Origin of the sequence: Mumia sp. zg.B21 (genome assembly GCF_019550855.1) — a bacterium.
In the GTDB taxonomy this organism is placed as follows: domain Bacteria; phylum Actinomycetota; class Actinomycetes; order Propionibacteriales; family Nocardioidaceae; genus Mumia.
In genome coordinates, this window is record NZ_JAHWCJ010000002.1 from 532958 (window position 1) to 555569 (window position 22612).

The 22612-nt window shown below is 72.0% G+C and carries 22 protein-coding genes; 15 read left to right on the forward strand and 7 right to left on the reverse strand.

All coding sequences use genetic code 11. The features are described 5' to 3' along the window. Positions 1 to 2: 2 nt before the first annotated feature. Both KV100_RS11280 and KV100_RS11285 read left to right on the forward strand, forming a co-directional pair. Complete coding sequence (locus KV100_RS11280; protein ID WP_220343151.1) at positions 3 to 716, forward strand: energy-coupling factor ABC transporter ATP-binding protein; 714 nt, start codon at positions 3 to 5, stop codon at positions 714 to 716. After that, positions 713 to 1327: a CbiQ family ECF transporter T component gene (locus KV100_RS11285; protein ID WP_308291418.1), complete on the forward strand. Its 615-nt coding sequence runs from the start codon at positions 713 to 715 to the stop codon at positions 1325 to 1327. Before KV100_RS11280 ends, KV100_RS11285 begins: the two co-directional genes overlap by 4 nt. Positions 1328 to 1330: 3 nt before the next feature. Here the strand turns inward: KV100_RS11285 and KV100_RS11290 are convergent, their stop codons facing one another. Beyond that, complete coding sequence (locus KV100_RS11290; protein WP_220343152.1) at positions 1331 to 2791, reverse strand: GuaB1 family IMP dehydrogenase-related protein; 1461 nt, start codon at positions 2789 to 2791, stop codon at positions 1331 to 1333. A gap of 75 nt (positions 2792 to 2866) precedes the next feature. Between KV100_RS11290 and KV100_RS11295 the strand changes: the two genes are divergently transcribed. Next, the gene (locus KV100_RS11295; RefSeq protein ID WP_220343153.1) at positions 2867 to 3241 is read left to right on the forward strand and encodes a VOC family protein; all 375 of its coding nucleotides are present in this window, start codon (positions 2867 to 2869) and stop codon (positions 3239 to 3241) included. Positions 3242 to 3245: 4 nt separating this feature from the next. Here KV100_RS11295 and KV100_RS11300 read toward each other — a convergent pair whose 3' ends face one another. The 3 genes from KV100_RS11300 to KV100_RS11310 all read right to left on the reverse strand — a co-directional run bounded on the left by KV100_RS11300 (position 3246) and on the right by KV100_RS11310 (position 5023). Then, on the reverse strand, positions 3246 to 3755 hold the full coding sequence (locus KV100_RS11300) for a DUF402 domain-containing protein (protein ID WP_220343154.1): 510 nt from the start codon (positions 3753 to 3755) through the stop codon (positions 3246 to 3248). 72 nt (positions 3756 to 3827) lie between these two features. Beyond that, a complete protein-coding gene (locus tag KV100_RS11305; protein WP_374106995.1) occupies positions 3828 to 4160 on the reverse strand; it encodes a helix-turn-helix domain-containing protein in 333 nt (110 codons plus the stop codon). Between the two features lie 80 nt (positions 4161 to 4240). Next, positions 4241 to 5023 (reverse strand): class I SAM-dependent methyltransferase, encoded by a 783-nt coding sequence (locus tag KV100_RS11310; RefSeq protein ID WP_220343155.1) that lies wholly within the window; start codon positions 5021 to 5023, stop codon positions 4241 to 4243. A gap of 49 nt (positions 5024 to 5072) precedes the next feature. Between KV100_RS11310 and KV100_RS11315 the strand changes: the two genes are divergently transcribed. Further along, positions 5073 to 5813: an oxidoreductase gene (locus KV100_RS11315; protein WP_301021799.1), complete on the forward strand. Its 741-nt coding sequence runs from the start codon at positions 5073 to 5075 to the stop codon at positions 5811 to 5813. A 288-nt stretch (positions 5814 to 6101) separates the two neighbouring features. Here KV100_RS11315 and KV100_RS11320 read toward each other — a convergent pair whose 3' ends face one another. Further along, positions 6102 to 6935 carry an HAD family phosphatase gene (locus KV100_RS11320; protein ID WP_301021798.1) on the reverse strand — a complete coding sequence of 278 codons (834 nt, stop codon included), beginning with the start codon at positions 6933 to 6935 and terminating at the stop codon, positions 6102 to 6104. Between the two features lie 146 nt (positions 6936 to 7081). On the opposite strand from KV100_RS11320, the gene ssd reads away from it, so the two are divergent. The 7 genes from ssd to KV100_RS11355 all read left to right on the forward strand — a co-directional run bounded on the left by ssd (position 7082) and on the right by KV100_RS11355 (position 12086). Next, positions 7082 to 8170: a septum site-determining protein Ssd gene (gene ssd / locus KV100_RS11325; protein ID WP_220343157.1), complete on the forward strand. Its 1089-nt coding sequence runs from the start codon at positions 7082 to 7084 to the stop codon at positions 8168 to 8170. Between the two features lie 26 nt (positions 8171 to 8196). Next, positions 8197 to 9396, forward strand: coding sequence for a TadA family conjugal transfer-associated ATPase (locus tag KV100_RS11330; RefSeq protein ID WP_220343724.1), 1200 nt, complete (start codon positions 8197 to 8199; stop codon positions 9394 to 9396). 5 nt (positions 9397 to 9401) lie between these two features. After that, positions 9402 to 10226: a type II secretion system F family protein gene (locus KV100_RS20175; RefSeq protein WP_220343158.1), complete on the forward strand. Its 825-nt coding sequence runs from the start codon at positions 9402 to 9404 to the stop codon at positions 10224 to 10226. After that, positions 10223 to 10948, forward strand: coding sequence for a type II secretion system F family protein (locus KV100_RS11340; RefSeq protein WP_220343159.1), 726 nt, complete (start codon positions 10223 to 10225; stop codon positions 10946 to 10948). Before KV100_RS20175 ends, KV100_RS11340 begins: the two co-directional genes overlap by 4 nt. Before the next feature lie 138 nt (positions 10949 to 11086). Beyond that, positions 11087 to 11275 carry a DUF4244 domain-containing protein gene (locus KV100_RS11345; protein ID WP_220343160.1) on the forward strand — a complete coding sequence of 63 codons (189 nt, stop codon included), beginning with the start codon at positions 11087 to 11089 and terminating at the stop codon, positions 11273 to 11275. Between the two features lie 101 nt (positions 11276 to 11376). Beyond that, positions 11377 to 11712 carry a TadE/TadG family type IV pilus assembly protein gene (locus tag KV100_RS11350; RefSeq protein WP_220343161.1) on the forward strand — a complete coding sequence of 112 codons (336 nt, stop codon included), beginning with the start codon at positions 11377 to 11379 and terminating at the stop codon, positions 11710 to 11712. After that, the gene (locus KV100_RS11355; protein WP_220343162.1) at positions 11712 to 12086 is read left to right on the forward strand and encodes an Rv3654c family TadE-like protein; all 375 of its coding nucleotides are present in this window, start codon (positions 11712 to 11714) and stop codon (positions 12084 to 12086) included. Before KV100_RS11350 ends, KV100_RS11355 begins: the two co-directional genes overlap by 1 nt. Here KV100_RS11355 and KV100_RS11360 read toward each other — a convergent pair. Next, positions 12056 to 12592 (reverse strand): hypothetical protein, encoded by a 537-nt coding sequence (locus KV100_RS11360; RefSeq protein WP_220343163.1) that lies wholly within the window; start codon positions 12590 to 12592, stop codon positions 12056 to 12058. The genes KV100_RS11355 and KV100_RS11360 overlap by 31 nt on opposite strands. 75 nt (positions 12593 to 12667) lie before the next feature. After that, entirely contained in the window at positions 12668 to 15031 is a 2364-nt protein-coding gene (locus KV100_RS11365; RefSeq protein ID WP_301021794.1) for a DEAD/DEAH box helicase, read from the reverse strand. 136 nt (positions 15032 to 15167) lie between these two features. Here KV100_RS11365 and KV100_RS11370 point away from each other — a divergent pair, with 136 nt between their 5' ends. The 4 genes from KV100_RS11370 to topA all read left to right on the forward strand — a co-directional run bounded on the left by KV100_RS11370 (position 15168) and on the right by topA (position 22609). Further along, on the forward strand, positions 15168 to 15518 hold the full coding sequence (locus tag KV100_RS11370) for an STAS domain-containing protein (protein ID WP_220343165.1): 351 nt from the start codon (positions 15168 to 15170) through the stop codon (positions 15516 to 15518). A gap of 165 nt (positions 15519 to 15683) precedes the next feature. Beyond that, positions 15684 to 18197, forward strand: coding sequence for a sodium-translocating pyrophosphatase (locus KV100_RS11375; protein ID WP_220343166.1), 2514 nt, complete (start codon positions 15684 to 15686; stop codon positions 18195 to 18197). Positions 18198 to 18275: 78 nt separating this feature from the next. Further along, a complete protein-coding gene (locus KV100_RS11380) occupies positions 18276 to 19760 on the forward strand; it encodes a methyltransferase (protein WP_220343167.1) in 1485 nt (494 codons plus the stop codon). Between the two features lie 146 nt (positions 19761 to 19906). Next, on the forward strand, positions 19907 to 22609 hold the full coding sequence (topA, locus tag KV100_RS11385) for a type I DNA topoisomerase (protein ID WP_220343168.1): 2703 nt from the start codon (positions 19907 to 19909) through the stop codon (positions 22607 to 22609). Positions 22610 to 22612: the final 3 nt, after the last annotated feature.

The following is a 22612-nucleotide window of genomic DNA, read 5'->3' on the forward strand; positions in this document are numbered from 1 at the left end:
CCGTGCCCACGCTCAGCTTCGATGCCGCCGGCGTCACGGTCGACACCCCGCACGGCCCCAAGGTCGTGCTCGAGCCCATCACGCTCGAGCTCACCGAGCGCCGCATCGGCGTCGTCGGAGCCAACGGGTCCGGCAAGTCCACCCTTGCGCGTCTCGTGAACGGTCTGGTGACGGCCACGACCGGTCGGGTCCTGGTCGACGGGGTGGACGTCGCGCGGGACGCCTCCCGCGTACGCCGCCGCGTCGGGTTCGTGTTCACCGACCCGGCGGCACAGGTCGTGATGCCGACGTGCGTCGAGGACGTCGAGCTGTCGCTGCGCAGGCACGTCAAGAGGGCTGCCGCACGGCGTGCCCGCGCGCTGGAGGTCCTCGACTCCTTCGGCCTGGCCGATCTCGCTGACACGAGCGTGCACGCGCTGTCGGGCGGCCAGCGCCAGATGCTCGCCCTCGCGGGAGTGCTGGCGGTGCAGCCCGCGGTCGTCGTCGCCGACGAGCCGACGACGCTGCTCGACCTCGCCAACACCCGCACCGTGGGCGATGTCCTCCTGGGGCTCGACCAGCAGCTGCTCCTGGTCACCCACGACCTCGCGCTCGCCCGGCGTTGTGACCGCGTGCTCGTGATCGAGGACGGTCGCCTCCGCTACGACGGTGCGGCCGACGCCGCGGTGGACGACTACGTCGCGTCGGTGGAGGCGCGGTCGGGAGCGGTGAGGTGAGCACTCAGGTCCTCGTCGGCCTTCACCAGCCCGGCGACTCCGTCGTGCACCGGATGCCGGTGGGAGCCAAGGTGAGCGCGCTCGCGGCGTTCAGCATCGCGGTCGTCGCCGTACGCAGCATGCCGGCGTCGTGGGTGTTCCTCGCGCTGGCGGTGGCCGCGGCCGTGCTCGCCCAGGTCGCGCTCGGGTCGGTGCTGCGGGCGGCGCGCAGCGTGCTGCTGATCGCGGTCGTCGTCGCCGGGTTCCAGTGGTGGCTGAAGGGACCGGACCGGGCGATCGAGACGGTGGTGGACCTCGTCGCGCTCGCCCTCGCCGCGGTCGTGCTCACGACCACGACGCCCGTCAACGCGATGCTCGACGCCGTCGTGGGCTGGATCCGGCCGTTCCGGCGGTTCGGAGCCGATCCCGAGCGCGTCGCCCTGACCCTGGGACTCGCGATCCAGGCGCTCCCGGGGACGATCGCGATCGCCGTCGAGACCCGCGACGCCGCGCGTGCGCGCGGGCTCGAGCGTCGACCGCGCGCGTACCTGTCACCGTTCGTCATCCGCGTCGTCGCCCGTGCTCAGGAGACCGGTGACGCGCTCGCGGCCCGAGGCCTCGGCGATGACTGAGCGTCACCAGCTCACGTGCAGCGGGCGACCCTCCTCGTACCCGGCGGTGCTCTGCAGCCCCACGACGGCGCGCTCCGCGAACTCCCCGATGGTGCGGGCGCCGGCGTAGGTGGCCGACGAGCGGACACCGGCGATGATCTCGTCGACGAGGTCCTCGACGCCTGGGCGCTCCGGGTCGACGTACATCCGCGAGGTGCTGATGCCCTCCTCGAACAACGCCATGCGGGCCCGCTCGAAGCCGGCGGCGTCGCGGGTCCGGTTGGAGACGGCGCGGGCCGACGCCATGCCGAACGACTCCTTGTAGTCGCGACCGTCGGAACCGGTGCGGAGGTCGCCGGGGCTCTCGTACGTGGCGGCGAGCCAGGAGCCGATCATCACGCTCGAGCCGCCTGCGGCGAGGGCGAGGGCGACGTCGCGCGGGTAGCGGACGCCACCGTCGGCCCAGACGTGCGCGCCCAGCTCGGCGGCCGCGGCTGCGCACTCCAGCACCGCCGAGAACTGCGGCCGGCCGACTCCGGTCATCATGCGCGTCGTGCACATCGCGCCCGGACCGACCCCGACCTTGACGATGTCGGCTCCGGCGGCGACGAGGTCACGGGTGCCCTCTGCGGAGACCACGTTGCCGGCGACGACAGGGATGCGACGCCCTGTCTGGTCGGCGTACGCGTCCCGCTCGGCGACGACCTCCGGCAGGGCGCGCAGCATCTTGTCCTGGTGGCCGTGGGCGGTGTCGACGACCAGCACGTCGACGCCCATCGCCAGCAGCGCCGCGGCCTTGCTCCGGACGTCGCCGTTGATCCCGATCGCGGCACCGACCTCGAGACGGCCCTCCGGGTCGAGCGCCGGGGTGTAGAGGGTGGAGCGGAGCGCGCTCTTCTTGGTCGTCACGCCGACGAGGTCGCCACCGTCGAGCACCGGCGCGTACGACACGTGGCGCTCGCTGAGAGCGTCGAAGATCGCGCGCGGCTCGTCGGACGCCTGGACCGTGAGGACGTCGGTGCTCATCACCTCGTGCACCTGGGCGAAGCGGTCGACCTCCGCCCCGTCGTGGTGGGTGACCACGCCGAGAGGCTTGTCGCCGTCGACCACCAGGACGGCGCCGTGCGCCCGCTTGCTCAGGAGGCTGAGGGCCTCCCCGACGGTCGTGTCCGGCGAGACCGACACCGGGGTGTCGTAGACGGGGTGCGCGGCCTTGACCTGGGCGACCGACCGCCCGACGACGTCGAGCGGGATGTCCTGCGGGATGACGGCGAGCCCGCCCCGCCGCGCCAGGGTCTCGGCCATTCGGCGACCGGAGACCGCCGTCATGTTGGAGGCGACGATCGGGATCGTCGTGCCGACGCCGTCGGGAGTCGTGAGGTCGACGTCGAACCGTGAGGTCACGTCGGAGCGCGACGGCACCATGAACACGTCGCTGTAGGTCAGATCGCCGGTCGGCTGCAGATCGTTGAGGAAGCGCACCATTCCAGCGTACTGATCGCTGCCGTCACGCCGCTCGCGTCACACGAACTTGTCCGACCCCGATGGCACCGTGGCGCCATGCCTGTTCATGAGCACCTCATCCCGCTGTCGGTCGACTACGTCGAGATCGCCGTCACCGACCTGCCCGCGGCCTCCGCGTTCTATCGCGAGGCCTTCGGGTGGGAGATCGTCCCGTACGGCGACGAGTACGCCGGATTCCGCACGCCCGCCGAGCCGGAGGGGCACGAGGCGGGTGGTCTCCGGCTCGCTGACGAGGTGGTGCGCGGCAGCACGCTGGTCCAGCTGTACGCCGACGACCTGGAGGCGTGCGCCGAGGCCGTCACCGCCGCGGGTGGGCGTGTCGTCCAGGGGCCGTACGGGTTCCCGGGTGGCCGCCGGTTCCACTTCCTCGACCCGAGCGGCAACGAGCTCGGGGCCTGGTCGCAGGCCTGAGCGCCTACCCGTACGCGCGGACGGCATCGCGCAGTCGGCGCCGGCCGAGGGTCCCGAACGGCTCCGTGCCGGCGCTCACCGCCCGCACGACGTCAGCGGCCGACCGCTCGGCGAGGGCCACCACGTCGTCGGGATAGCCGAGGGTCACGCGGTGCTCCGCGAGCTCGTCCTCGTCGAGCAGCTCGACGGTCCCGTCGACCGTCTGCACGACGTCCAGGTCGAGGTCGAGCATCGTGACCAGATCAGGGCGCTCCCAGACGGCCGGCGTCGTCATGTCGACATAGAGCCTCCATCGGAGGAGCTGAGTCGGGTCGTCCTCGACGGCGTGGAACGTCGCCACGTACGGATCGGTGTGAGGCACGAGGGTGATGCTCGCGACCCTGGTCGCGATCACCCGTCCGGGACGCACCATCTGCGAGCCCGCGGGCATGAACAACCAGCTGCCCAGGTCGTCGGTCACGGTGAGGACCGTGTCGAACTCCCAGTGCGGGTGTCCGCCGTACTTCGTGGTCACCTGCCGTACCCGCGAGCCGGGCGAGGCAGGCGTGACGGCGGCACGCCCCCCTGAGCCCGCCGCGTGCACCGGTCAGGCAGCGATCGCGACCGGGCACGGCCCGCCGGCGGCACGCATCGCGCCGTGGCCCTCGTGCACCGCGTACGTGCGGGCCACCGAGGCGACCAGGTCGAGCATGGTGATCCCGAGAGCCGTGGACACGGCGGCGATGATCTCCGAGGATGCTTCCTTCTGACCACGCTCGATCTCAGAGAGATAGGCCAGCGAGACCTGCGACGACTTCGCCACGTCGCGGAGCGTCCGTCCCCGCGCCTGGCGCTCGTCTCGCAGCGCGTCACCCAGCGCGTGGCGCAGCAGCGGCGTGGGCTCCGGTGCGGGCTGGACGGGGACGAGCGACGTGGTCACCCCTTCACGCTAGGCCGGTGACCCAAGTCGGCGCCATCGGAATCGACCGCGTTCGCTCTCAGCAGACGTGTCGGCGGCCCTCAGCCGAGGTCGACGCGGAGCTCGCGGGCCACGGTGCCGGGGTTGAGCGCGTCCTTGTGGACCTCGGCGCGGAAGCATCGCGTCGCGTAGCGCATCCGCAGGCCGTTGTGACCGCTCGCGTGGCTCTCGTACAGCCCGGCCACCTGCGCGAGGATGTGATCGCGCTCGGCCGCCCGGCGCGCGGCGATCGACGAGCGTGACGCGACGAGGGCCAGGAGCGCGTCGAGGTCGAGCTGTTGCCAGAAGCCGTACTCGGACGACTCAGGCAGCCCGAACAGGCCCGACAGGGGCAGCGACGCGGTGATCTCCTCGAGGTCGTCGGGCTCGGCGTCGATGATCGAGGTGAGTCGGCGGACCCACGGGACGGACTCGTCCCGGGTGTTCCAGACCAGCGACAGCCGGCCGCCTGTCCGCAGCACGCGGGCGAGCTCCGGGAGGGTGCGCAGCGGATCGAACCAGTGGAACGACTCGGCGGCGACCACGACGTCGAACGCCCCGGCGTGGAAGGGCAGCCGTTCGGCGACGCCGCGCACCACCGGCACGTCCAGGCGCGAGGCGAGCTGCCCCAGGATCTCCGACGAGCGGTCGAGCGCGACCACCTCGTGACCCGCCTGGAGAAGTGCTCCCGTCATCTGCCCGGAGCCGGCGCCGACCTCGAGCACGCGTACGGGTGTTTCTCCGACGAGCCACCGGACCGCCCGCTCGGGATAGGAGGGCCGGGCGAGCGCGTAGTCGCTGGCGTACGCGTCGAACCCGCGCGTGCGCTCCCAGGACCTGTCCACAGGCCGAGGCTACCAAGTGGCTCCTGCCGGTCCGGGTACTCTGCAGGGCGTGCCTGACCCCTTTTCCTCGCTGGTCGCGATGGACGGTGTGCCGTCTGCCTTCGCCGCTACCCGCGACGGCATCGACTCCCTGCTCCGTGACCGCGGCCTTCGCCGCAGCACTCCCGAGATGACGGCCGACTCGCTCCTGCTCGGTGCCGCGTCGAGCGCCGCCATCGAGGGCGCGCCGTACGATCCCGACGGGCTGCGGGCCGGCGAGGCGGACCCGCTCGCTCTGGCGGTGGCGCGGATGACGACCGAGCTTCTCGGTCTGGTGCCCACCTGGAACACCGCGCCCCTGCAGGCGATCGCGCGTCTGCACGCGCTGGTAGCCCGCGGCCGGGTCGCCGACGACGAGCTGGGTCGACCGGTCTCGCCCGAGGGCGCGCGCCGTCTGGGGACCCTCGCACAGGCCGTCGTGGCGCCGACCCAGGCGCCCGGGCTGCTCGTCGCCGCGGTGGTCCACGCCGAGATCGCGACCGCCGGTGCCTTCGTCTCCGACAACAGGATCGTCGCGCGGGCGGCGGAGCGGCTGGTCCTCGTTGCGAAGGGCGTCGACCCTGCCAGCCTGACGGTGCCGGAGGCGGGGCACAGGCTGGCCGGAGCGGGATACGCGAAGCTTCTGGGCGAGTACGAGGAAGGCGGCACGGCCGGCGTCCACCGGTGGCTGCTGTACGCCGCGCAGGCCTACGCCGACGGGGCGGAGGCTGCCCCGGTCGAGCCCCCGAAGGGTCCGCGACGGCGGGGATGACCCGTCGCGGCGCCGTACGGCCGGAGCAGACAGCAGACAGCAGACGCGCCATCTGCTTGAGATGGCGCGTCTTCGGCTGGCCTTGACCTCGGCTACCAAGCGTCCTGAACTCCGTAGCACCACTCCGGGGCCTCGATGGGTTCTCCCGTGAGCGGTCTCCCTCTAGGACGGGATGATCGCCGCGTGGGTACCGAGTATCCGGTCTGCCGCTTTCCTGTCTCCTTTGTACCCGCTTCAGCGGGTTACGGCTACCCCTCCGGGGCGACAGAATCCGACCAGGTCGGGTCGTCAGTCGGTCCGGCGCCTCTTGATCTGATGCAGAGCGACTCCTGCCGCGGCGGAGACGGCCGCGGCAGCCAGACCGGCCGCAGCGACCTTGCTGCCGGTCGAGTCGAGCGAGATACGGGTCTTCAGCGCCACCGGCTCGGCGAACTCGAGGATCGGCCAACCCTCCTCGACGGCGACGCGGCGCAAACCCTTGTCGGGATTGACCGCCGAGGGATGGCCGACCTCGACGAGCATGGGGATGTCCGTCTCGGAGTCGGAGTAGGCGTAGGAGTCGCTGAGGTCGTAGCCCTCGGCCTCGGCCAGCTCACGGATGGCGACGGCCTTGTTCTCGCCGTAGGCGTACATCCGGATCTCGCCGGTGTAGAGCCCTTCCTCCTCGACCAGCCGGGTCGCGATCACGCGGTCCGCACCGAGCAGGGCGCCGATCGGCTCGACCACCTCCGAGCCGGACGCGGACACGATCACGACGTCGCGCCCCGCCTGGTGGTGAGCACCGATCAGCTCGACCGCCTCCGCGTAGACCAGCGGGTCGACGACGGTGTGCAACGTCTCGGCGACCACCTGACGCACGGTCTCGACGTCCCACCCCTTGACGAGCTGGGTGAGATAGGCGCGCATCTTCTCCATCTGGGCCTGGTCGGCCCCCTGGAGTGCGAAGACGAACTGCGCGTAGGCGCTGCGTAGCGCCGATCGCCGGTTGATGAGCCCGGAGTCGTAGAAGTGCTTGGAGAACGCGAGCGTGCTCGACCGGGCGATGATCGTCTTGTCGAGGTCGAAGAACGCCGCTGAGCGCGTGCGCGCACGGGGCACGGGCGTCGCCTCGGACGTGGTCACCCGATCAGCATAGACAGCCGTTGGGACGAGCACCGACGAATAACTCCAGACAAGGTGCGGCGAGAACGCCCGTCCCCAGGGCGGCGGTGTCCACAGGCCGACGAGCGGTGCGTCCGTGACCGGGTGGCGGGACACACCCTTGGGGCATGCCTGCCTCGTACGCCACCGCGCCGTCACGACCCCTGCTGGTCACCGCTTCCGAGCAGATCCTCGACGCCGTCCTCCGGCTGTGCGCCGGAGCCGGTGTGGAGCCGGTCGTCTGCAGGGAGCTCGGTGCCGCGCGGTCGCTGTGGAGCACGGCCTCGGTGGTCGTGCTCGGCGACGACGTCCTCGGCCCCCGGGCGGCGCCGGCGCCCGAGCGACGCCCGGACGTCTGGGTGGTCGCCGTCGCCGATCCGCTGCCGGCCACCTGGAGCACCGCTCTCGCCGTGGGTGCCGAGGCGGTGCTCGTGCTCCCGCGCGACGACGACACGCTGGCCGAGGTGCTCGTCGACCGGGCAGACGGCGGTGCCGGTGATGCGCCCGTGCTCGCGTTCGTCGGCGGGTGCGGTGGCGCAGGTGCCTCGTCGCTCGCGGCCGCCGTCGCGCTGTGTGCCGCTGCTGACCGCAGGGGCGACGGTGGGGAGGTGCTCCTGGTCGACGGTGACCCCTTCGGAGGCGGTCTCGACCTGCTGCTCGGTGACGAGGACGCCGCCGGCCTTCGGTGGGGCGACCTCGCCTCGACCCACGGTCGGCTCAGCGGCGCGGCCTTGCGTCGATCGTTGCCCCGCTCGGGCGGGCTCGCCGTCCTGTCGTGGGAGCGCGGACTCACCGACCCGGCGCGCGACGAGGTCGTCCGGTCGGTGCTCACGGCGGTGCGGCGGGTGCACGACCTCGTGGTCGTCGACCTGCCCCGCCACCTCGATGACGCTGCTGCCGAGATCGTGACCCGTGCTGCCGTGCTGGTGGTCGTCGTCCCCGCCGATGTTCGCGCGGTCGGTGCGGCGACCGGCGTCGTGCGCCGCGTGTCGGCATGGGCGACCGACGTCCGGGTCGTGGTGCGACGGCGCCGTGGAGCACTGCCCTCCGACGTCGTCGCCGACGCGCTCGATCTTCCCCTCCTCGCGACAGTCGGCGAGGACCCCCGCTTCCGGCGGGCGGTCGAGGAGGGAGTGGGGCCGGTCGCTCGCCACTCATCGGTCCGCGCCACCGCCCGTTCGGTCTGGGCGTCGCTCGGCCCGGAGATCGCCGCGTGAGGCCGACGCGGGCAGGGGGCGAGCACATCGGGCCCACGGCCCCGGAGCGAGGTCTCGTCGTCGAGGTGCGGGACCGCATCGCCGCCGCCGGTGTGCGGCCTACGCCGGAGCGCGTGGCCGAGGCACTGCGCGTCGGAGGGCATGTCCACGGTGACACGACGGTCCTCGCTGTGGTCGACGCGCTTCACCGGGAGACGGTGGGTGCCGGACCTCTCGAGGGCCTCTTGCGCACCGTCGGGGTGACCGACGTCCTCGTGAACGGCCCCGAGGCGGTGTACGTCGATCGTGGTGCGGGCCTCGAGCGCACCGACGTCGTCTTCGAGGACGACGACGCGGTGCGGCGGCTGGCCCAGCGGCTCGCTGCTGCCGCAGGGCGTCGGCTGGACGACGCCTCGCCGTTCGTCGACGTACGGCTCCCGGACGGGACGCGTCTGCACGCCGTGCTCGCTCCCCTCGCCAGACCAGGCACCGCGCTGTCGCTGCGTGTGCCCGCGCGCGTCGCCTACTCCCTCGACGAGCTGGCCGAGCTGGGCGCCTTCGCCTCCGCCGTGGGCCGGGTGCTCCGCGCGGTCGTCCGTCATCGGACCGCCTTCCTCGTCACCGGCGGCACCGGCACGGGCAAGACGACGCTCCTGTCGGCCATGCTCGGTGCGGTCGACCCGCTCGAACGCCTCGTGCTCGTGGAGGATGCGAGCGAGCTCCGGCCGGACCACCCCCACGTGGTTGCGCTCGAATCACGGCCGGCCAACGTCGAGGGCGCGGGGAGCGTCGTCCTCCGAGACCTCGTCCGCCAGGCACTGCGGATGCGCCCGGACCGTCTCGTCGTCGGGGAGGTGCGAGGCGCCGAGGTGGTCGACCTCCTCGGCGCGCTCAACACCGGTCACGAGGGAGGCTGCGGGACGCTCCACGCCAACACGTCGCGGGACGTGCCGGCACGGCTCGAGGCGTTGGCGATGGCGGCAGGGCTTCCTCGCGCCGCGCTCCACAGTCAGCTCGCGGCGGCGCTCGACCTCGTCGTCCATCTCGTCAGGGACAGCGGCGGTCGACGACGGGTCGCCGAGGTGGCCGTCTTCCGGCCGACGGCCGACCGCACGGTCGAGTGCACGGCCGCACTGACCGTGATCGGTCACGGGCGGGTCGAGGAGGGTCCCGGCCGTGACCGGTTGAGGGAGCTCCTCCCCAACCTCGGCGAGCTCCGGACGGACGGTCTCGAGGGCATCGAGTGACGGCCGTGGCGGGATGGGACGTCGCAGGGGCGGCGTGCCTCGGGGCGGCGACGGTCCTGCTGGGCTGGGGGCCCGCGAGCAGCCGCCGCGTCTCCGCAGCCGTCACCTCGAGCAGGCGTCAGCCCGTCTCCGCACCTGAGCGGCCATCGGCGAGAGCTGCCGCGACGCGACCTGCCCTCGTCGCGGCGGCGACCGTCGCCGTCCTCGCGACGACCGGTGTCACGCCTGCCGTCGTTGTCGTGGCCGGATGCATCGCGTGGCTGGTCGCGGGTCTGCGTGCCCGGTCGCGAGCCCGTCGCGATCGCCGGGCCACCCATACGGAGACAACCGCGGCCTGTGAGGCTCTGGGAGCCGAGCTCGCCGCCGGACTTCCGGCGGCAATGGCGATCGAACGGGTCGCCGGCGACTACCCGGTTCTCCGGGCGGTCGCCGCCCACGTGCGGCTGGGTGGCGACGCGGGCGCGGCGTTCCGAACGGCGGCGGAGCGTCCCGGCGCCGAGGGCCTCGCCGACGTGGCGGCGGCGTGGACGGTGAGCGCCCGCGCCGGCGGTGGCCTGGCGTCGGTCCTCGATCGTGTCGTCGACGACCTCCGCGCGCGCGACGACCTGGTGAGGGAGGTCGACGCGACGCTCGGGCCGCCCAGGGCGACCGCTCGACTCCTCGCCGTCCTCCCAGTGCTCGCCCTCGCGCTCGGCGCTGCCCTGGGTGGCAACCCGGTGGCCTTCCTGCTCGGCGGTGGCGCAGGCTCGTGGTGCCTCGTGGCTGGTGTCGCACTCGCAGCCCTCGGGGTCCTGTGGGTCGAGCGGATCACCGACGGTGTCGCGCGATGAGCGTGGTCGCCGGTCTCCTCGCCTGGTGGGCGGTCTCACTGGCCTGCGACACCCCACGGACCGGGCGACTGCGCGCGTTGCCTCTTCAGACCGACGCCGGTTCCTCCGCGCGTGTCCGCCCGGGATGGGTGACGGCTCCCTGGTTCGCCGGGATGCTCGCGACCGCCGCGGTTCTCCTGGTGGTCGGGGGCACGCTCGGTCTCGTCGCCGGGGCGGTGACAGGGGGTGGCGTCACCTGGTGGATCCGGCGGCTGGAGCCCGCGGCCGTCCGCCGGCGACGCGAGGCGGAGATCGCGGCGCTGCCCGTGGCGCTGGACCTCGTGGTTGCCGCCATCGAGTCGGGACGGCCCTCGAACCACGCGCTCGAGCTGGTCGGCGGCGCGGTCGGAGGTCCACTGGGCGAGCGGCTGGCGGGCGTCGCGGTACGGCTCGAGATCGGCTCCGATCCGGTGACCGTCTGGCGCGAGCTCGTCGACGATCCGGTCCTGGCACCGCTCGCCCGCGCCTTCGCCCGAGCCTCACGCAGCGGCACGCCGGTCGGGCGCTCGCTCGTCCGCAGCGCCGACGACCTCCGGGCCTCCGCCGCCGCCCAGGCGCTGGAGAGAGCGCGGTCGGTCGGCGTCCGGACGGCCGCGCCGCTGGGGGCGTGCTTCCTGCCTGCGTTCCTGCTCCTCGGGGTCGTGCCGACGATCGTGTCGACCTTCACGTCGTTGCAGCTGTGACCCCGCTGCACGATGCCGCGTCCACAGCCGGGCGGCGTCCCCCGGTCACCGCCACGGGCCTGGCAGAGGTCGCGGACCCACCTTGAAGATGCGGCCAGATCGCGTCCGCGTCCGTGACACACCCACTGAGGAGATCCCATGACATTCCTGAAGACCTTGCGTGCCCGTGCCGACGAGCGGGGCATGACCACCTCGGAGTACGCCGTCGGCACGGTCGGCGCATGCACCGTGGGCGGCGCCATCTACAGCATCGCGACCTCGGACTGGTTCAACGACTTCATCAAGAACGTCTTCGAGAAGGGCATCGAGCTCCTGCCGTTCATGTGAGGCAGCCAGGTGTGGGCCTGCGACTGGCGCAGGCCCGCACCTGGCCGACAGAGGGAGGACGACGAGTGCGGCTGGGCAGAGCAGACACCGAGGACCAGGGGATGGTCACCGCGGAGACGGCGATGATCCTGCCCTTCCTCGTGGCCCTGGCGTTCGCGCTGGTGTGGGCGACGACGATGGGGATCACCCAGGTGCGGCTGGTCGATGCCGCGCGAGAGGGCGCACGGATGGCGGCGCGAGGCGACGACTCGGACGCCGTCCGGGAGGGTGTCCGAGCCATGGCACCTCAGGGATCGGTCGTCGAGATCGACGAGGGCCGCGAGTCGACCACCGTGGTGACGGTGGCTCACGAGGCGCGGGTCGACCTCCCGATCGTGAGGGGATTCGCGCTGTCGCTGCAGGCGACCGCGGTGAGCGCCGACGAGGACGGCTCGTGATGGACCGGCAGCCGGCCGAGCGGGGGGCCGCGACGGTGTACGCCGCCGTCCTCGCCGTCGTGGCCACCACGGCATGCGCCGTGACGCTCCACGTTGCCGCCGTCGCGCGCCTGCAGCACCACGTCACCGCGAGCGCCGACCTCGCCGCGCTGGCCGCGAGCCAGGCGGTGCTCCGTGGCGACGACGGCTGCGAGGCGGCGCGCCGCGTCGCGTCCGCCAATCTGACGGTCCTGCACCGCTGCACCGTCGAGGAGGCGGTGGCCACCGTCGTCGTCGAGCGGTCGGCGCGTCTGTGGGGACGGTCGATCTCCGTCCACCGGACCGCTCGTGCCGCGCCGTCGGACTACCGCCCCGGGGGAGCGGAAGGGCCGTGACGGGGGTCCTCGGGCGGATACCCCTCCTGGGTAGTGCTCTCGTGCGGCGCCTCGACGCGACCTTCGTCGGCCGTCGGGGTCTCGTACGGGTCCGCCATCGTCGGATCCGCTGGAGCGTCGTACGCGGGGTCGTAGGCCCGCTCGCTCTCGGGGTCGTACGCCTGATCCCGTGGGGCGGCAGCGCTGTCGTCAGGGCGATCTCCAGGCACTCCGGCGGGACCCTGCGGGCTTCCCTGCGCCTGTTCCTTCTCCCGGCTGCGCTGCTCCTTGCGGAGCTGCCGGTTCTCCTTGCGCACGCGGTAGCCACGGCGGGCTCCCCGGACGACCAGCGCGAGCCCGACGACCGCGACGAGCATCGTCGCCGCACCGGCCCAGAACACGCCCATCCCGTCCGTCGCGACGTCCCAGCCGAGGACGTCCATCCTCACGGGGTCGGTCGCCTCGATGGTCACGACGACGCCCACCAAGACGGCGAGCGCGAGCAGCAGCACTCCGACAGCGATCATCGGTCCCCCACCTTCCGATCGTGTCGCCACGATAACCGCATCCGGGGGGTTCGACCCGGATCCCGCGCCGTCCGGTCACCCGGAGCGTGTGCCTCCGACCGGCTGGGCCGCGTCGTCGTGCCCGGGTGCGCCGGCGAGAAGCGCGTCGAGAAGCACGACGGCGCCCCGCTTGGAGAGGGGGTTGTTGCCGTTCCCGCACTTCGGCGACTGCACGCACGACGGGCACCCTGTGTCGCAGGCGCACGAGGCGATCGCGTCACGTGTCGTCGCGAGCCACGTGCGAGCCATGTCGTACCCGCGACGGGCGAAGCCGGCCCCGCCCGGGATCCCGTCGTGGACGAAGACCGTGAGCATGCCGGTGTCGGGGTGCAGGGCGGTCGACACGCCGCCGATGTCCCACCGGTCGCACGTCGCGAGGAGCGGCAGCAGGCCGATCGACGCATGCTCGGCGGCGTGGGCCGCCCCGGGGACGTCGGCTGCGTCGAGGTCGAGGCTCTCGACGACGCGGCCGGGCAACGTCCACCAGACCGCGGTCGTCCGCAGCGTGTGCTCCGGGAGGTCGAGGGGGATCTCGGCGAGGATCTGGGCCGATCCCGACCGGCGTTTCACGTACGAGACGACTCGGCTGGTGACGTCGACGTCACCGAAGGCGACCGTGGCACGCTCCCACGGCACCGCCGCCCGCTCGGCGACGATCGCGATGTCGGTCACCGACCGTGCCGTGGTGGTGTGGTCGGGACGGTCCGGGCGGACGAGAGCGATCTGGTCGGCGGGCTCGTAGTGCTCGACGACGTAGGTCTCGCCCCGGTGCACGTAGACCGCGCCCTCGTGGACGGTGGAGTCGGCCCGTCCACCGTCGACCGTGCCGAGCACACGCCCTGTCGCGTCGTCGGCGATCTGGACGGCGGGGCCACCGACCGATCTGATGTCGACGAGGTCGGCGGCCCGCTCCCGGCGCGTCCAGAACCACCCCTGCGGCCGACGCCGGAGCCACCCGGCCTCGGCGAGCGCGTCGACACCTTCGGCTGCCCCCTCACCGAAGAGCTCGAGGTCGGCGACCGTCAGCGGCAGCTCCTGGGCGGCCGCAGCCAGGTGTGGGCCGATGACGTGCGGATTGGACGGATCAAAGACGGTGCCTTCGACCGGCGCCCCGAGCAGCGCCTCCGGGTGGTGCACGAGATACGTGTCGAGCGGGTCGTCCCTCGCGATGAACACGCCCGCTGCCCGAGACCCGTCACGACCCGCCCGCCCGAACTGCTGCCGCAACGCCGCTCGGGTCCCGGGGAAGCCGGTCGTCACCACGGCGTCCAAGCCCGCGATGTCGATCCCCAGCTCGAGCGCGTTGGTGCTCGCGAGCCCCAGCAGGGCGCCGCTGCGGAGATCCCGCTCGATCGCCCTCCGCTCCTCAGGCAGGTAGCCGCCGCGATAGGTGGCGACCCGTTCGGCGAGCTCGGCATCCGCCTCGGCGAGCATCCGACGCGTCGACATCGCGACCGCCTCCGCGCCGCGTCGCGACCTGACGAAGGCCAGGGTGCGCACGCCCGCGGCCACGAGGTCCGCGAGCAGCCCCGCCGCCTCGACCGTCGCGGGGCGTCGCACCGGCGCGCCGTTCTCGCCGCCGGCAGACTCCACGAGCGGCGGCTCCCACAGGGCGTACGCGACCTCGCCGCGCGGGGCGGAGTCGTCGGTCACCGCCCGCACCGGCGCCCCGGCAAGCCGCGACGCCGACCGTGCCGGGTCGGCCACCGTCGCCGAGGCCAGCACGACGACGGGATTTGCGCCGTAGTGCGCCGCGATCCGGCGGAGCCGCCGCAGCACGTGCGACACGTGCGAGCCGAAGACGCCGCGATAGTGGTGGCACTCGTCGACCACGACGTACTGGAGGCCGGACAAGAACCGTGCCCACCGCGCGTGCGAGGGCAGCAGCGTGCGGTGCAGGAGGTCGGGGTTCGTGACGACATAGTTCGCGTGGTCCCGCGCCCACTTCCGCTCCTCGCGGGTGTTGTCTCCGTCCACCGCGGCGGCGCGGACCTCCTCCCACCCCGAGGTGATGCGGCACAGCCCCTGGAGCTGGTCGTGCGCCAACGCCTTCGTCGGCGCCAGATACAGGACAGTCGGACCCCTGCCCCGACGGAGGTCGGCCGCTCGCCCGGCCTCGAGAGCAGCCAGCGCCGGCAGCTGGTAGGCCGCCGACTTCCCCGACGCGGTCCCCGTCGCGACCACCACGTGATGCCCGGCGTGAGCCAGCTCGGCGGCCTCCGCCTGGTGTGCCCACAGCGTCTCGACGCCTACGGCGCGATAGCGCGCGCGCAGCGCGTCGCTCACCCACGACGGCCACGGCGCATAGACGGCGTCGCGCGCATCCTCGCGAGCGAGGTGCAGCAGACGACCGTCCGTGGCACCCGGCAGTCGCAGCAGGGTCTCGATCGGATCGGGCACATCCAAAGTCTCCCAAGGACGGCAAGCGGATCCGGTCTCATCGGGCCCGCAGCGTTCCCGCGGCAGGCCGTTTGCGCCGCCGGTCGCGTGATTGAATGTCGTCTGTCCCACCCGCCGATGTGCAGGAGCAGCCGTCGTGGACCTGTCGCTGGAGACCCGAGCGCTCGACGGCTTCCGTGTCGTCGACGTCGCGGGCGAGATCGACGTCTACACGGCACCGCGGCTGCGGGAGGCCCTGGCCGACCTCATCGAGGGCGGCCACCACCGTGTCATCGTCAACGTCGAGCAGGTCGACTTCCTCGACTCGACCGGCCTCGGTGTCCTCGTCGGGGGGCTCAAGCGGGTCCGCGCCCACGACGGCAGCCTCGATGTCGTCTGCACCCGCGAGCGTCTGCTCAAGATCTTCGAGATCACCGGGCTCGCCAAGGTGTTCGGGATCTACACCAGCGTCGACGACGCGATCGACGCCCACCGCAACGGGTCCTGACCCTCCCGGGGCTCCGGATGCGGCGTCGCTGCGGACCCCGCAGACTTCTGGTCACAAATCGATGTGGCGCTACCCAAATGGTTGTGTCCTAGGTCACGTTGCTGGTTGTCTGTTCGGGCACGTCCGAGTCAGCGCACCCGTGCGCCGTGCCGAGGAAGGATCCGTATGACGTACGTTCCGCTGGCAGCATCCACAGATCTGTCCCTGACCGGGACAAATCTCACCCTCGTCGCGGCTGTCGCCGCGATTGCGGTCGTGTCTCTGGTGATGGCTGCCCTGTTCCGCAAGCAGGTTCTCGACGCCTCAGAAGGCACTCCGCGGATGCAAGAGATCGGCCGCGCGGTGCAAGAGGGCGCGTCGGCCTACCTTGCGCGACAGTTCAAGACCCTCGGGGTCTTCGTCGTCCTGGCGTTCCTCCTCCTCTTCATCCTCCCCGGCGACGCCGAGATCCGGGTCGGACGCTCCATCTTCTTCCTCGTCGGCGCTCTCTTCTCCGCGACCATCGGCTATCTGGGCATGTGGCTCGCCGTGCGGGCCAACATCCGCGTTGCGGCCGCGGCGCAGAACGAGGGCCGCGACCCGGCGATGCGCATCGCGTTCCGTACCGGCGGCTTCGTGGGCATGTCCACCGTCGGACTCGGCCTGCTCGGCGCCTCGGTCGTCGTGCTCATCTACAAGGGCGACGCCCCGTCGGTGCTCGAGGGCTTCGGCTTCGGTGCCGCGCTCCTCGCGATGTTCATGCGAGTCGGCGGCGGCATCTTCACCAAGGCCGCCGACGTCGGCGCCGACCTCGTCGGCAAGGTCGAGCAGGGCATCCCTGAGGACGACCCGCGCAACGCCGCCACCATCGCCGACAACGTCGGCGACAACGTGGGAGACTGCGCCGGCATGGCCGCGGACCTCTTCGAGTCGTATGCGGTGACGCTGGTCGCCGCACTCATCCTCGGCTCGGTGACCTTCGGCGAGGAGGGCCTCGTCTATCCGCTGATCGTCCCGGCGATCGGTGCGCTGACCGCGATCCTCGGCGTCTTCCTCACCCGTCCCCGCGAGGGCGAGGGCGGCCTCACCACGATCAACCGCTCCTTCTACCTGTCGGCGATCGTCTCGGCCATCGGCTGCACCATCGCAGCGTTCCTCTACCTGCCGTCCAGCTCCGCCGATCTCACCGGCGCCGGCGGCGGCACGGCGATCGAGGGCTTCTTCGGACAGCTCGGTCTCGTCGAGGATCCGGGCAACTTCAACCCGCAGGTCGTCGCGATCGTCGCCGTCCTGATCGGCATCGTGCTCGCCTCGGTCATCCTGGCGCTCACCGGCTACTTCACCGGCACGGACCACCGCCCCGTCAAGGACGTCGCCAAGACGGCGCTCACCGGCCCGGCGACGGTCATCCTGTCCGGGTTCTCGCTCGGCCTCGAGTCGGCCGTCTACACCGCGCTCGTGATCGCCGCCGCCGTCTACGGCGCGTTCCTGCTCGGCGGCGGCGTCGTCCTGGTGTCGTTGTTCGCGGTGGCGCTCGCCGGCTGTGGCCTGCTGACCACGGTCGGCGTCATCGTCGCCATGGACACCTTCGGGCCGGTCAGCGACAACGCGCAGGGCATCGCAGAGATGTCGGGCGACGTCGACGAGAAGGGCGCCCAGATCCTCACCGAGCTGGACGCGGTCGGCAACACCACCAAGGCGATCACCAAGGGCATCGCGATCGCGACCGCTGTGCTGGCGGCGACGGCGCTGTTCGGGTCGTTCGCCGACATCGTCACGCGTGAGGCGAACGACCTCGCCGGGGTCACCGACGAGGGAGCCAGCGAGCTGCTCGGTCTGCTCGGGGTGCTCAACATCGCCGAGCCGAACAACCTGGTCGGACTCATCATCGGTGCGTCCGTGGTGTTCCTCTTCTCCGGACTCTCGATCGCCGCCGTCGGCCGCGCCGCCGGGGCGGTCGTCTACGAGGTGCGCCGTCAGTTCCGCGAGATCCCCGGCATCATGGAGGGCACGGGTCGCCCGGAGTACGGCCGCGTGGTCGACATCTGCACCCGCGACTCCCTGCGTGAGCTGGCGACACCCGGCGTCCTCGCGATCTTCGCCCCCATCACGGTCGGATTCGGTCTCGGGATCACCGCGCTCGGGTCCTACCTCGCCGGCGCTATCGCGGCGGGCACCCTGATGGCCGTCATGCTCGCCAACGCCGGCGGCTCGTGGGACAACGCCAAGAAGCTCGTCGAGGACGGCCACTACGGCGGCAAGGGGTCCGCGGCGCACGAGGCCACCGTGATCGGTGACACCGTCGGTGACCCGTTCAAGGACACCTCCGGTCCGTCGATCAACCCGCTCCTCAAGGTGATGAACCTCGTCGCGCTGCTCATCGCCCCGGCGATCGTCACGATGTCGTACGGCGATGACGCCAGCGATCCGCTGCGCTTCACGATCGCCGGCGTCTCCCTGGCGATCATCGTGGTGGCCGTGGTCGTGGCTCGGAACCGCACCACGGCGATCACCGACGACCCGGGTGCGGGTGACGACGGGTCCCACGGCGGCGGGCACGGCGGCGAGCCCGACGAGGTCACGCCCCCCGGCGTCGACTACGACCCGTCGAGCGACGAGGACCGCGAGCCACGCCGTGGTCCGGTGCCCGACGCGCCCGAGTGGGACCAGTCCGGCTACCAGGACCCGCGACCGGTCTAGTGCCCGCTGCCCGGAGGGCCGTACCCCACGGGGGTGCGGCCCTCCGGCACGTCCGGGGGTCGCGCCTAGGGTGAGGCCATGCTCCGCGACTCCGACGCTGCTGCCCTGCGCGACGCCCTGCGTGCCGCCCCCTACACGGTCGACGGTGTCGCTGGTCTCCTCGGAGCCGACGCCCACCGTGCGCTCATGCGCAACGAGACGACACCGGGCCGGCGCGCGACCACCGACGGCTCCCCGCTGTCGACGCTCACGCGGCTGTTCGCCCTCCAGATGCCGGTCACGCTCGACGACGCCGAACGCGCTCTCCCAGGGCTCGTCGACCCGCTCGCCGTCGCCGGGATCCTCGAGCGTTCCGTCGGTGAGGTCGCTGCGCGGGTCGACCTGAGGGCGTACGGGGACGAGGACCACGACTGGTGGGTGGTCTGCGATCTGACTCCCGGGCTCGACGGGAGCCCGCGCACGGTCGGGCCGGAGCACGTCCTGGGCATCAGCGAGGCCTCGTCCTCGCTGGCGCAGCTGACCGTCCGTACCCCTGTCGGCAGCGCGCTGGACCTGGGCACCGGTTGTGGCGTCCAGTCGCTCCACCTGGCGACCCACGCCGACCGCGTCGTCGGCACCGACGTGAACCCGCGCGCCCTGGCGATGGCACGGGCGACCGCGGCGATCAACGCCGAGGACCCCGCGACACCGGCGTACGAGGTGCGAGACGGCAGTCTCTTCGCACCCGTCCACGGCGAGCGGTTCGACCTGATCGCGACCAACCCGCCGTTCGTGGTGTCGCCGGCGACCGGCGAGCGGCTGGTCTACCGCGACTCCGGCCTCCCGGGCGACGAGGTCGTCCGGCGGATCGTGTCCGAGGCCTCCTCGTACCTCAACCCCGGCGGCTGGTGCCAGGTCCTCGCCAACTGGGTGCACGTCGAGGGACAGCCGTGGACCGAGCGGATCTCCGGGTGGCTCGAGGGCACCGGGTGCGACGCCTGGGTGCTGCAGCGCGAGGTGGCGGACCTCCCGACCTACGTCGAGATGTGGCTCGCCGACGCCGGTCTCCAGGGAGCGCCGGACTACGTGCAGCGCTACGACACGTGGCTCGCGTGGTTCGAGGAGCAGCGGATCGAGGCGATCGGGTTCGGCTGGCTGAGCCTGCGCAACATCGGGCGTGACGAGCCGGTGCTGCGCCTGGAGGAGTGGCCGTACGAGATCGAGCAGCCCATCGGCCCGCACGTCGCAGCCTGGGCGGAGCGCACCGACGCGTACGCCGGCGCGTCCGACGACGCGCTGCTCGCCGCCCATCTCGTCCAGGCCGAGGACCTCGTCCAGGAGAGTGTCGGTCCCGCCGGCGCCGCGGACCCCGAGGTCATCCTGGTCCGCCTGCAGCGAGGGGTACGCAGAGCCAGGCAGCTCGACACGGCCGAGGCCGGTCTGGTCGGTGCCTGCGACGGTGAACTGTCTGTCGGGCAGATCATCGACGCGCTCGCCCAGATCCTCGGCGAGGAGCCCGCCGCGCTCCGCCGGGCGACGCTGCCGACGGTGCGCGAGCTGGTCGCCGACGGCTACCTGCACTGAGCCGGGCGGCTCGCCGGTGGGGAGTCCCGTACCCGCCATCTTGCCGACACGCGCTACCTTGGGCCGCGTCACGCCTTTGTGACGCACTGCGGGCTGCCCCTCGGGGGCAGCGTCCCGACAGCACAGGACCAGGAGCACCCAGCACCGTGACCTCTCTCGTCATCGTCGAGTCGCCGAAGAAGATCGCCCAGATCGCTGGCTACCTCGGCAAGGGCTACGTCGTCGAGGCCTCGTACGGCCACATCCGCGACCTGCCCAACGGCGCGGCCGAGGTCCCGGCGAAGTACAAGGGACAGCCCTGGGCGCGCCTCGGCGTCGACGTCGACGGCGACTTCGAGCCGGTCTACGTGGTGCCCGCGGACAAGAAGGCGCAGATCACCAAGCTCAAGAAGCTCCTCAAGGAGTCCGACGAGCTCATCCTCGCGACCGATGAGGACCGCGAGGGCGAGGCGATCGCCTGGCACCTCGTGGAGGAGCTCAAGCCGAAGGTCCCCGTGCGTCGCATGACCTTCAACGAGATCACCCCTCAGGCGATCCAGAACGCGATCGCCAACACCCGGACCATCAACGAGGACCTCGTCGACGCGCAGGAGACCCGACGGATCCTCGACCGCCTCTATGGCTACGAGGTCAGCCCGGTCCTGTGGAAGAAGGTCATGTCCGGCCTCTCCGCCGGCCGTGTGCAGTCGGTCGCGACGCGGATGGTCGTCGAGCGGGAGCGCGAGCGCATCGCCTTCCGCGCAGCCTCGTACTGGGACCTCGACGCCCGCTTCGACGCCGGCCAGGACAAGGACCCGCGCTCGTTCCCGGCGCGCCTGCTGTCGGTCGGCGGTGCCCGCGTGGCGCAGGGTCGCGACTTCAGCTCCGAGGGCGAGCTGACCAGCCCCGCGATCGTGCACCTCGACGAGTCCCGCGCCGCAGCGCTCGCCGAGGGGCTCCAGGACCGCGTCTTCACCGTGCAGTCCGTCGAGTCCAAGCCGTACACGCGCCGTCCGTACGCCCCCTTCCGCACCGTGACCATGCAGCAGGAGGCCGGCCGCAAGCTCTCGTGGGGTGCGCAGCGCGCGATGCAGGTCGCCCAGCGGTTGTACGAGGGCGGCTACATCACCTACATGCGTACGGACTCCACGACCCTCTCGCAGACCGCGCTGAACGCGGCGAGGGCCCAGGTGCGCGAGCTGTACGGCCCCGACTACCTCCCGGAGGCGCCGCGGACCTACGCGTCGAAGGTCAAGAACGCCCAGGAGGCGCACGAGGCGATCCGTCCGGCCGGAGAGACCTTCCGCACCCCCGCCGAGACCGGCCTCACCGGCGACGAGTTCCGGCTCTACGAGCTGATCTGGATGCGCACGATCGCGTCGCAGATGAAGGACGCCAAGGGCAGCACCCTGACCGTGCGCACCGGGGCGACCTCGGCGTCCGGCGAGGAGTGCGTGTTCACCTCCTCCGGCCGCACGATCACCTTCTACGGCTTCCTCAAGGCCTACGTCGAGGGCGCCGACGACCCGGAGGCCGAGTCCGACGACAAGCAGACCCGGCTGCCCGACGTCGCCGAGGGGGACACCGTCACCGTCGAGTCGCTCGACGCAGCGGGGCACACCACCAAGCCGCCGTCCCGCTACACCGAGCAGACGCTGATCGGTGAGCTCGAGAAGCGCGAGATCGGCCGCCCGTCGACGTACGCCTCGATCATCCAGACGATCCTCAACCGTGGCTACGTCTACAAGAAGGGCACCGCGCTGGTGCCGTCGTGGATCGCCTTCTCGACCGTGCGGCTCATGGAGCGTCACTTCGGGCGTCTGGTCGACTACGCGTTCACCGCCACCATGGAGGATGTGCTCGACGACGTCGCGGCCGGTCGCGAGCAGCGCCCGCACGTGCTGCACGGCTTCTACTACGGCGACGACGACGGCAACACCGGCCTGAAGCGCCTCGTCGACGGGCTCGGCGAGATCGACGCACGGGAGCTGTCGACGTTCGAGCTCGGCGACGGGATCGCGCTACGCGTCGGACGCTACGGCCCGTACCTCGAGGGACCCGACGTCGACGGCGTCATGCAGCGCGCGAACGTCCCGGACGACCTGCCGCCCGACGAGCTGACGCTCGACAAGGCCAAGGAGCTGCTCGCCAACCCCGCCGGGCAGGACCGTGAGCTCGGCACGGATCCGTCCACCGGGCGGGTCGTCGTCGCGAAGAACGGTCGCTTCGGGCCGTACGTGACCGAGGTGCTCCCCGAGGACGCGCCCAAGAAGGAGAAGGCGCGCACCGGCTCGCTCTTCAAGTCGATGGACCTGGACTCGGTGACGCTCGAGGACGCGCTCAAGCTGCTGTCCCTGCCGCGCGTGGTCGGCGCCGACCCCGAGAGCGGCGACGAGATCACCGCCCAGAACGGTCGCTACGGCCCGTACCTCAAGAAGGGCACCGACTCCCGCTCGCTCGAGACCGAGGACCAGATCTTCTCGATCACGCTGCCCGAGGCGCTGGCGATCTACGCCCAGCCGAAGCAGCGCGGACGCCGGGCGGCCGCTGCCCCGCTGAAGGAGCTCGGTGACGACCCGGAGTCCAAGCAGCCGGTCGTGGTGAAGGACGGTCGCTTCGGGCCGTACGTCACCGACGGCCAGGTCAACGCGACGCTGCGCAAGGGCGACGAGGTCGAGACGATCACGCTCGAGCGGGCCGCCGAGCTGCTCGCCGAGAAGCGCGCGAAGGGCCCGGTCAAGAAGACGGCACGCAAGGCGCCGGCCAAGAAGACGGCAGCCAAGAAGGCGCCGGCCAAGAAGACGGCAGCCAAGAAGGCGACCGCCAAGAAGGCGCCGGCCACGAAGACCGCGGCGACCAAGAAGGCCTGAGCG

Bases quoted from the DNA above. Each gene is read 5' to 3' on its own strand.
- KV100_RS11340 (WP_220343159.1), top strand. From the start codon at position 10,223: ATGAGCGTGGTCGCCGGTCTCCTCGCCTGGTGGGCGGTCTCACTGGCC.
- KV100_RS11380 (WP_220343167.1), top strand. From the start codon at position 18,276: ATGCTCCGCGACTCCGACGCTGCTGCCCTGCGCGACGCCCTGCGTGCC.
- ssd (WP_220343157.1), top strand. From the start codon at position 7,082: ATGCCTGCCTCGTACGCCACCGCGCCGTCACGACCCCTGCTGGTCACC.
- KV100_RS11345 (WP_220343160.1), top strand. From the start codon at position 11,087: ATGACATTCCTGAAGACCTTGCGTGCCCGTGCCGACGAGCGGGGCATG.
- KV100_RS11375 (WP_220343166.1), top strand. From the start codon at position 15,684: ATGACGTACGTTCCGCTGGCAGCATCCACAGATCTGTCCCTGACCGGG.
- KV100_RS11350 (WP_220343161.1), top strand. From the start codon at position 11,377: ATGGTCACCGCGGAGACGGCGATGATCCTGCCCTTCCTCGTGGCCCTG.
- KV100_RS11355 (WP_220343162.1), top strand. From the start codon at position 11,712: ATGGACCGGCAGCCGGCCGAGCGGGGGGCCGCGACGGTGTACGCCGCC.
- KV100_RS11360 (WP_220343163.1), bottom strand. From the start codon at position 12,592: ATGATCGCTGTCGGAGTGCTGCTGCTCGCGCTCGCCGTCTTGGTGGGC.
- KV100_RS11295 (WP_220343153.1), top strand. From the start codon at position 2,867: ATGCCTGTTCATGAGCACCTCATCCCGCTGTCGGTCGACTACGTCGAG.
- KV100_RS11290 (WP_220343152.1), bottom strand. From the start codon at position 2,791: ATGGTGCGCTTCCTCAACGATCTGCAGCCGACCGGCGATCTGACCTAC.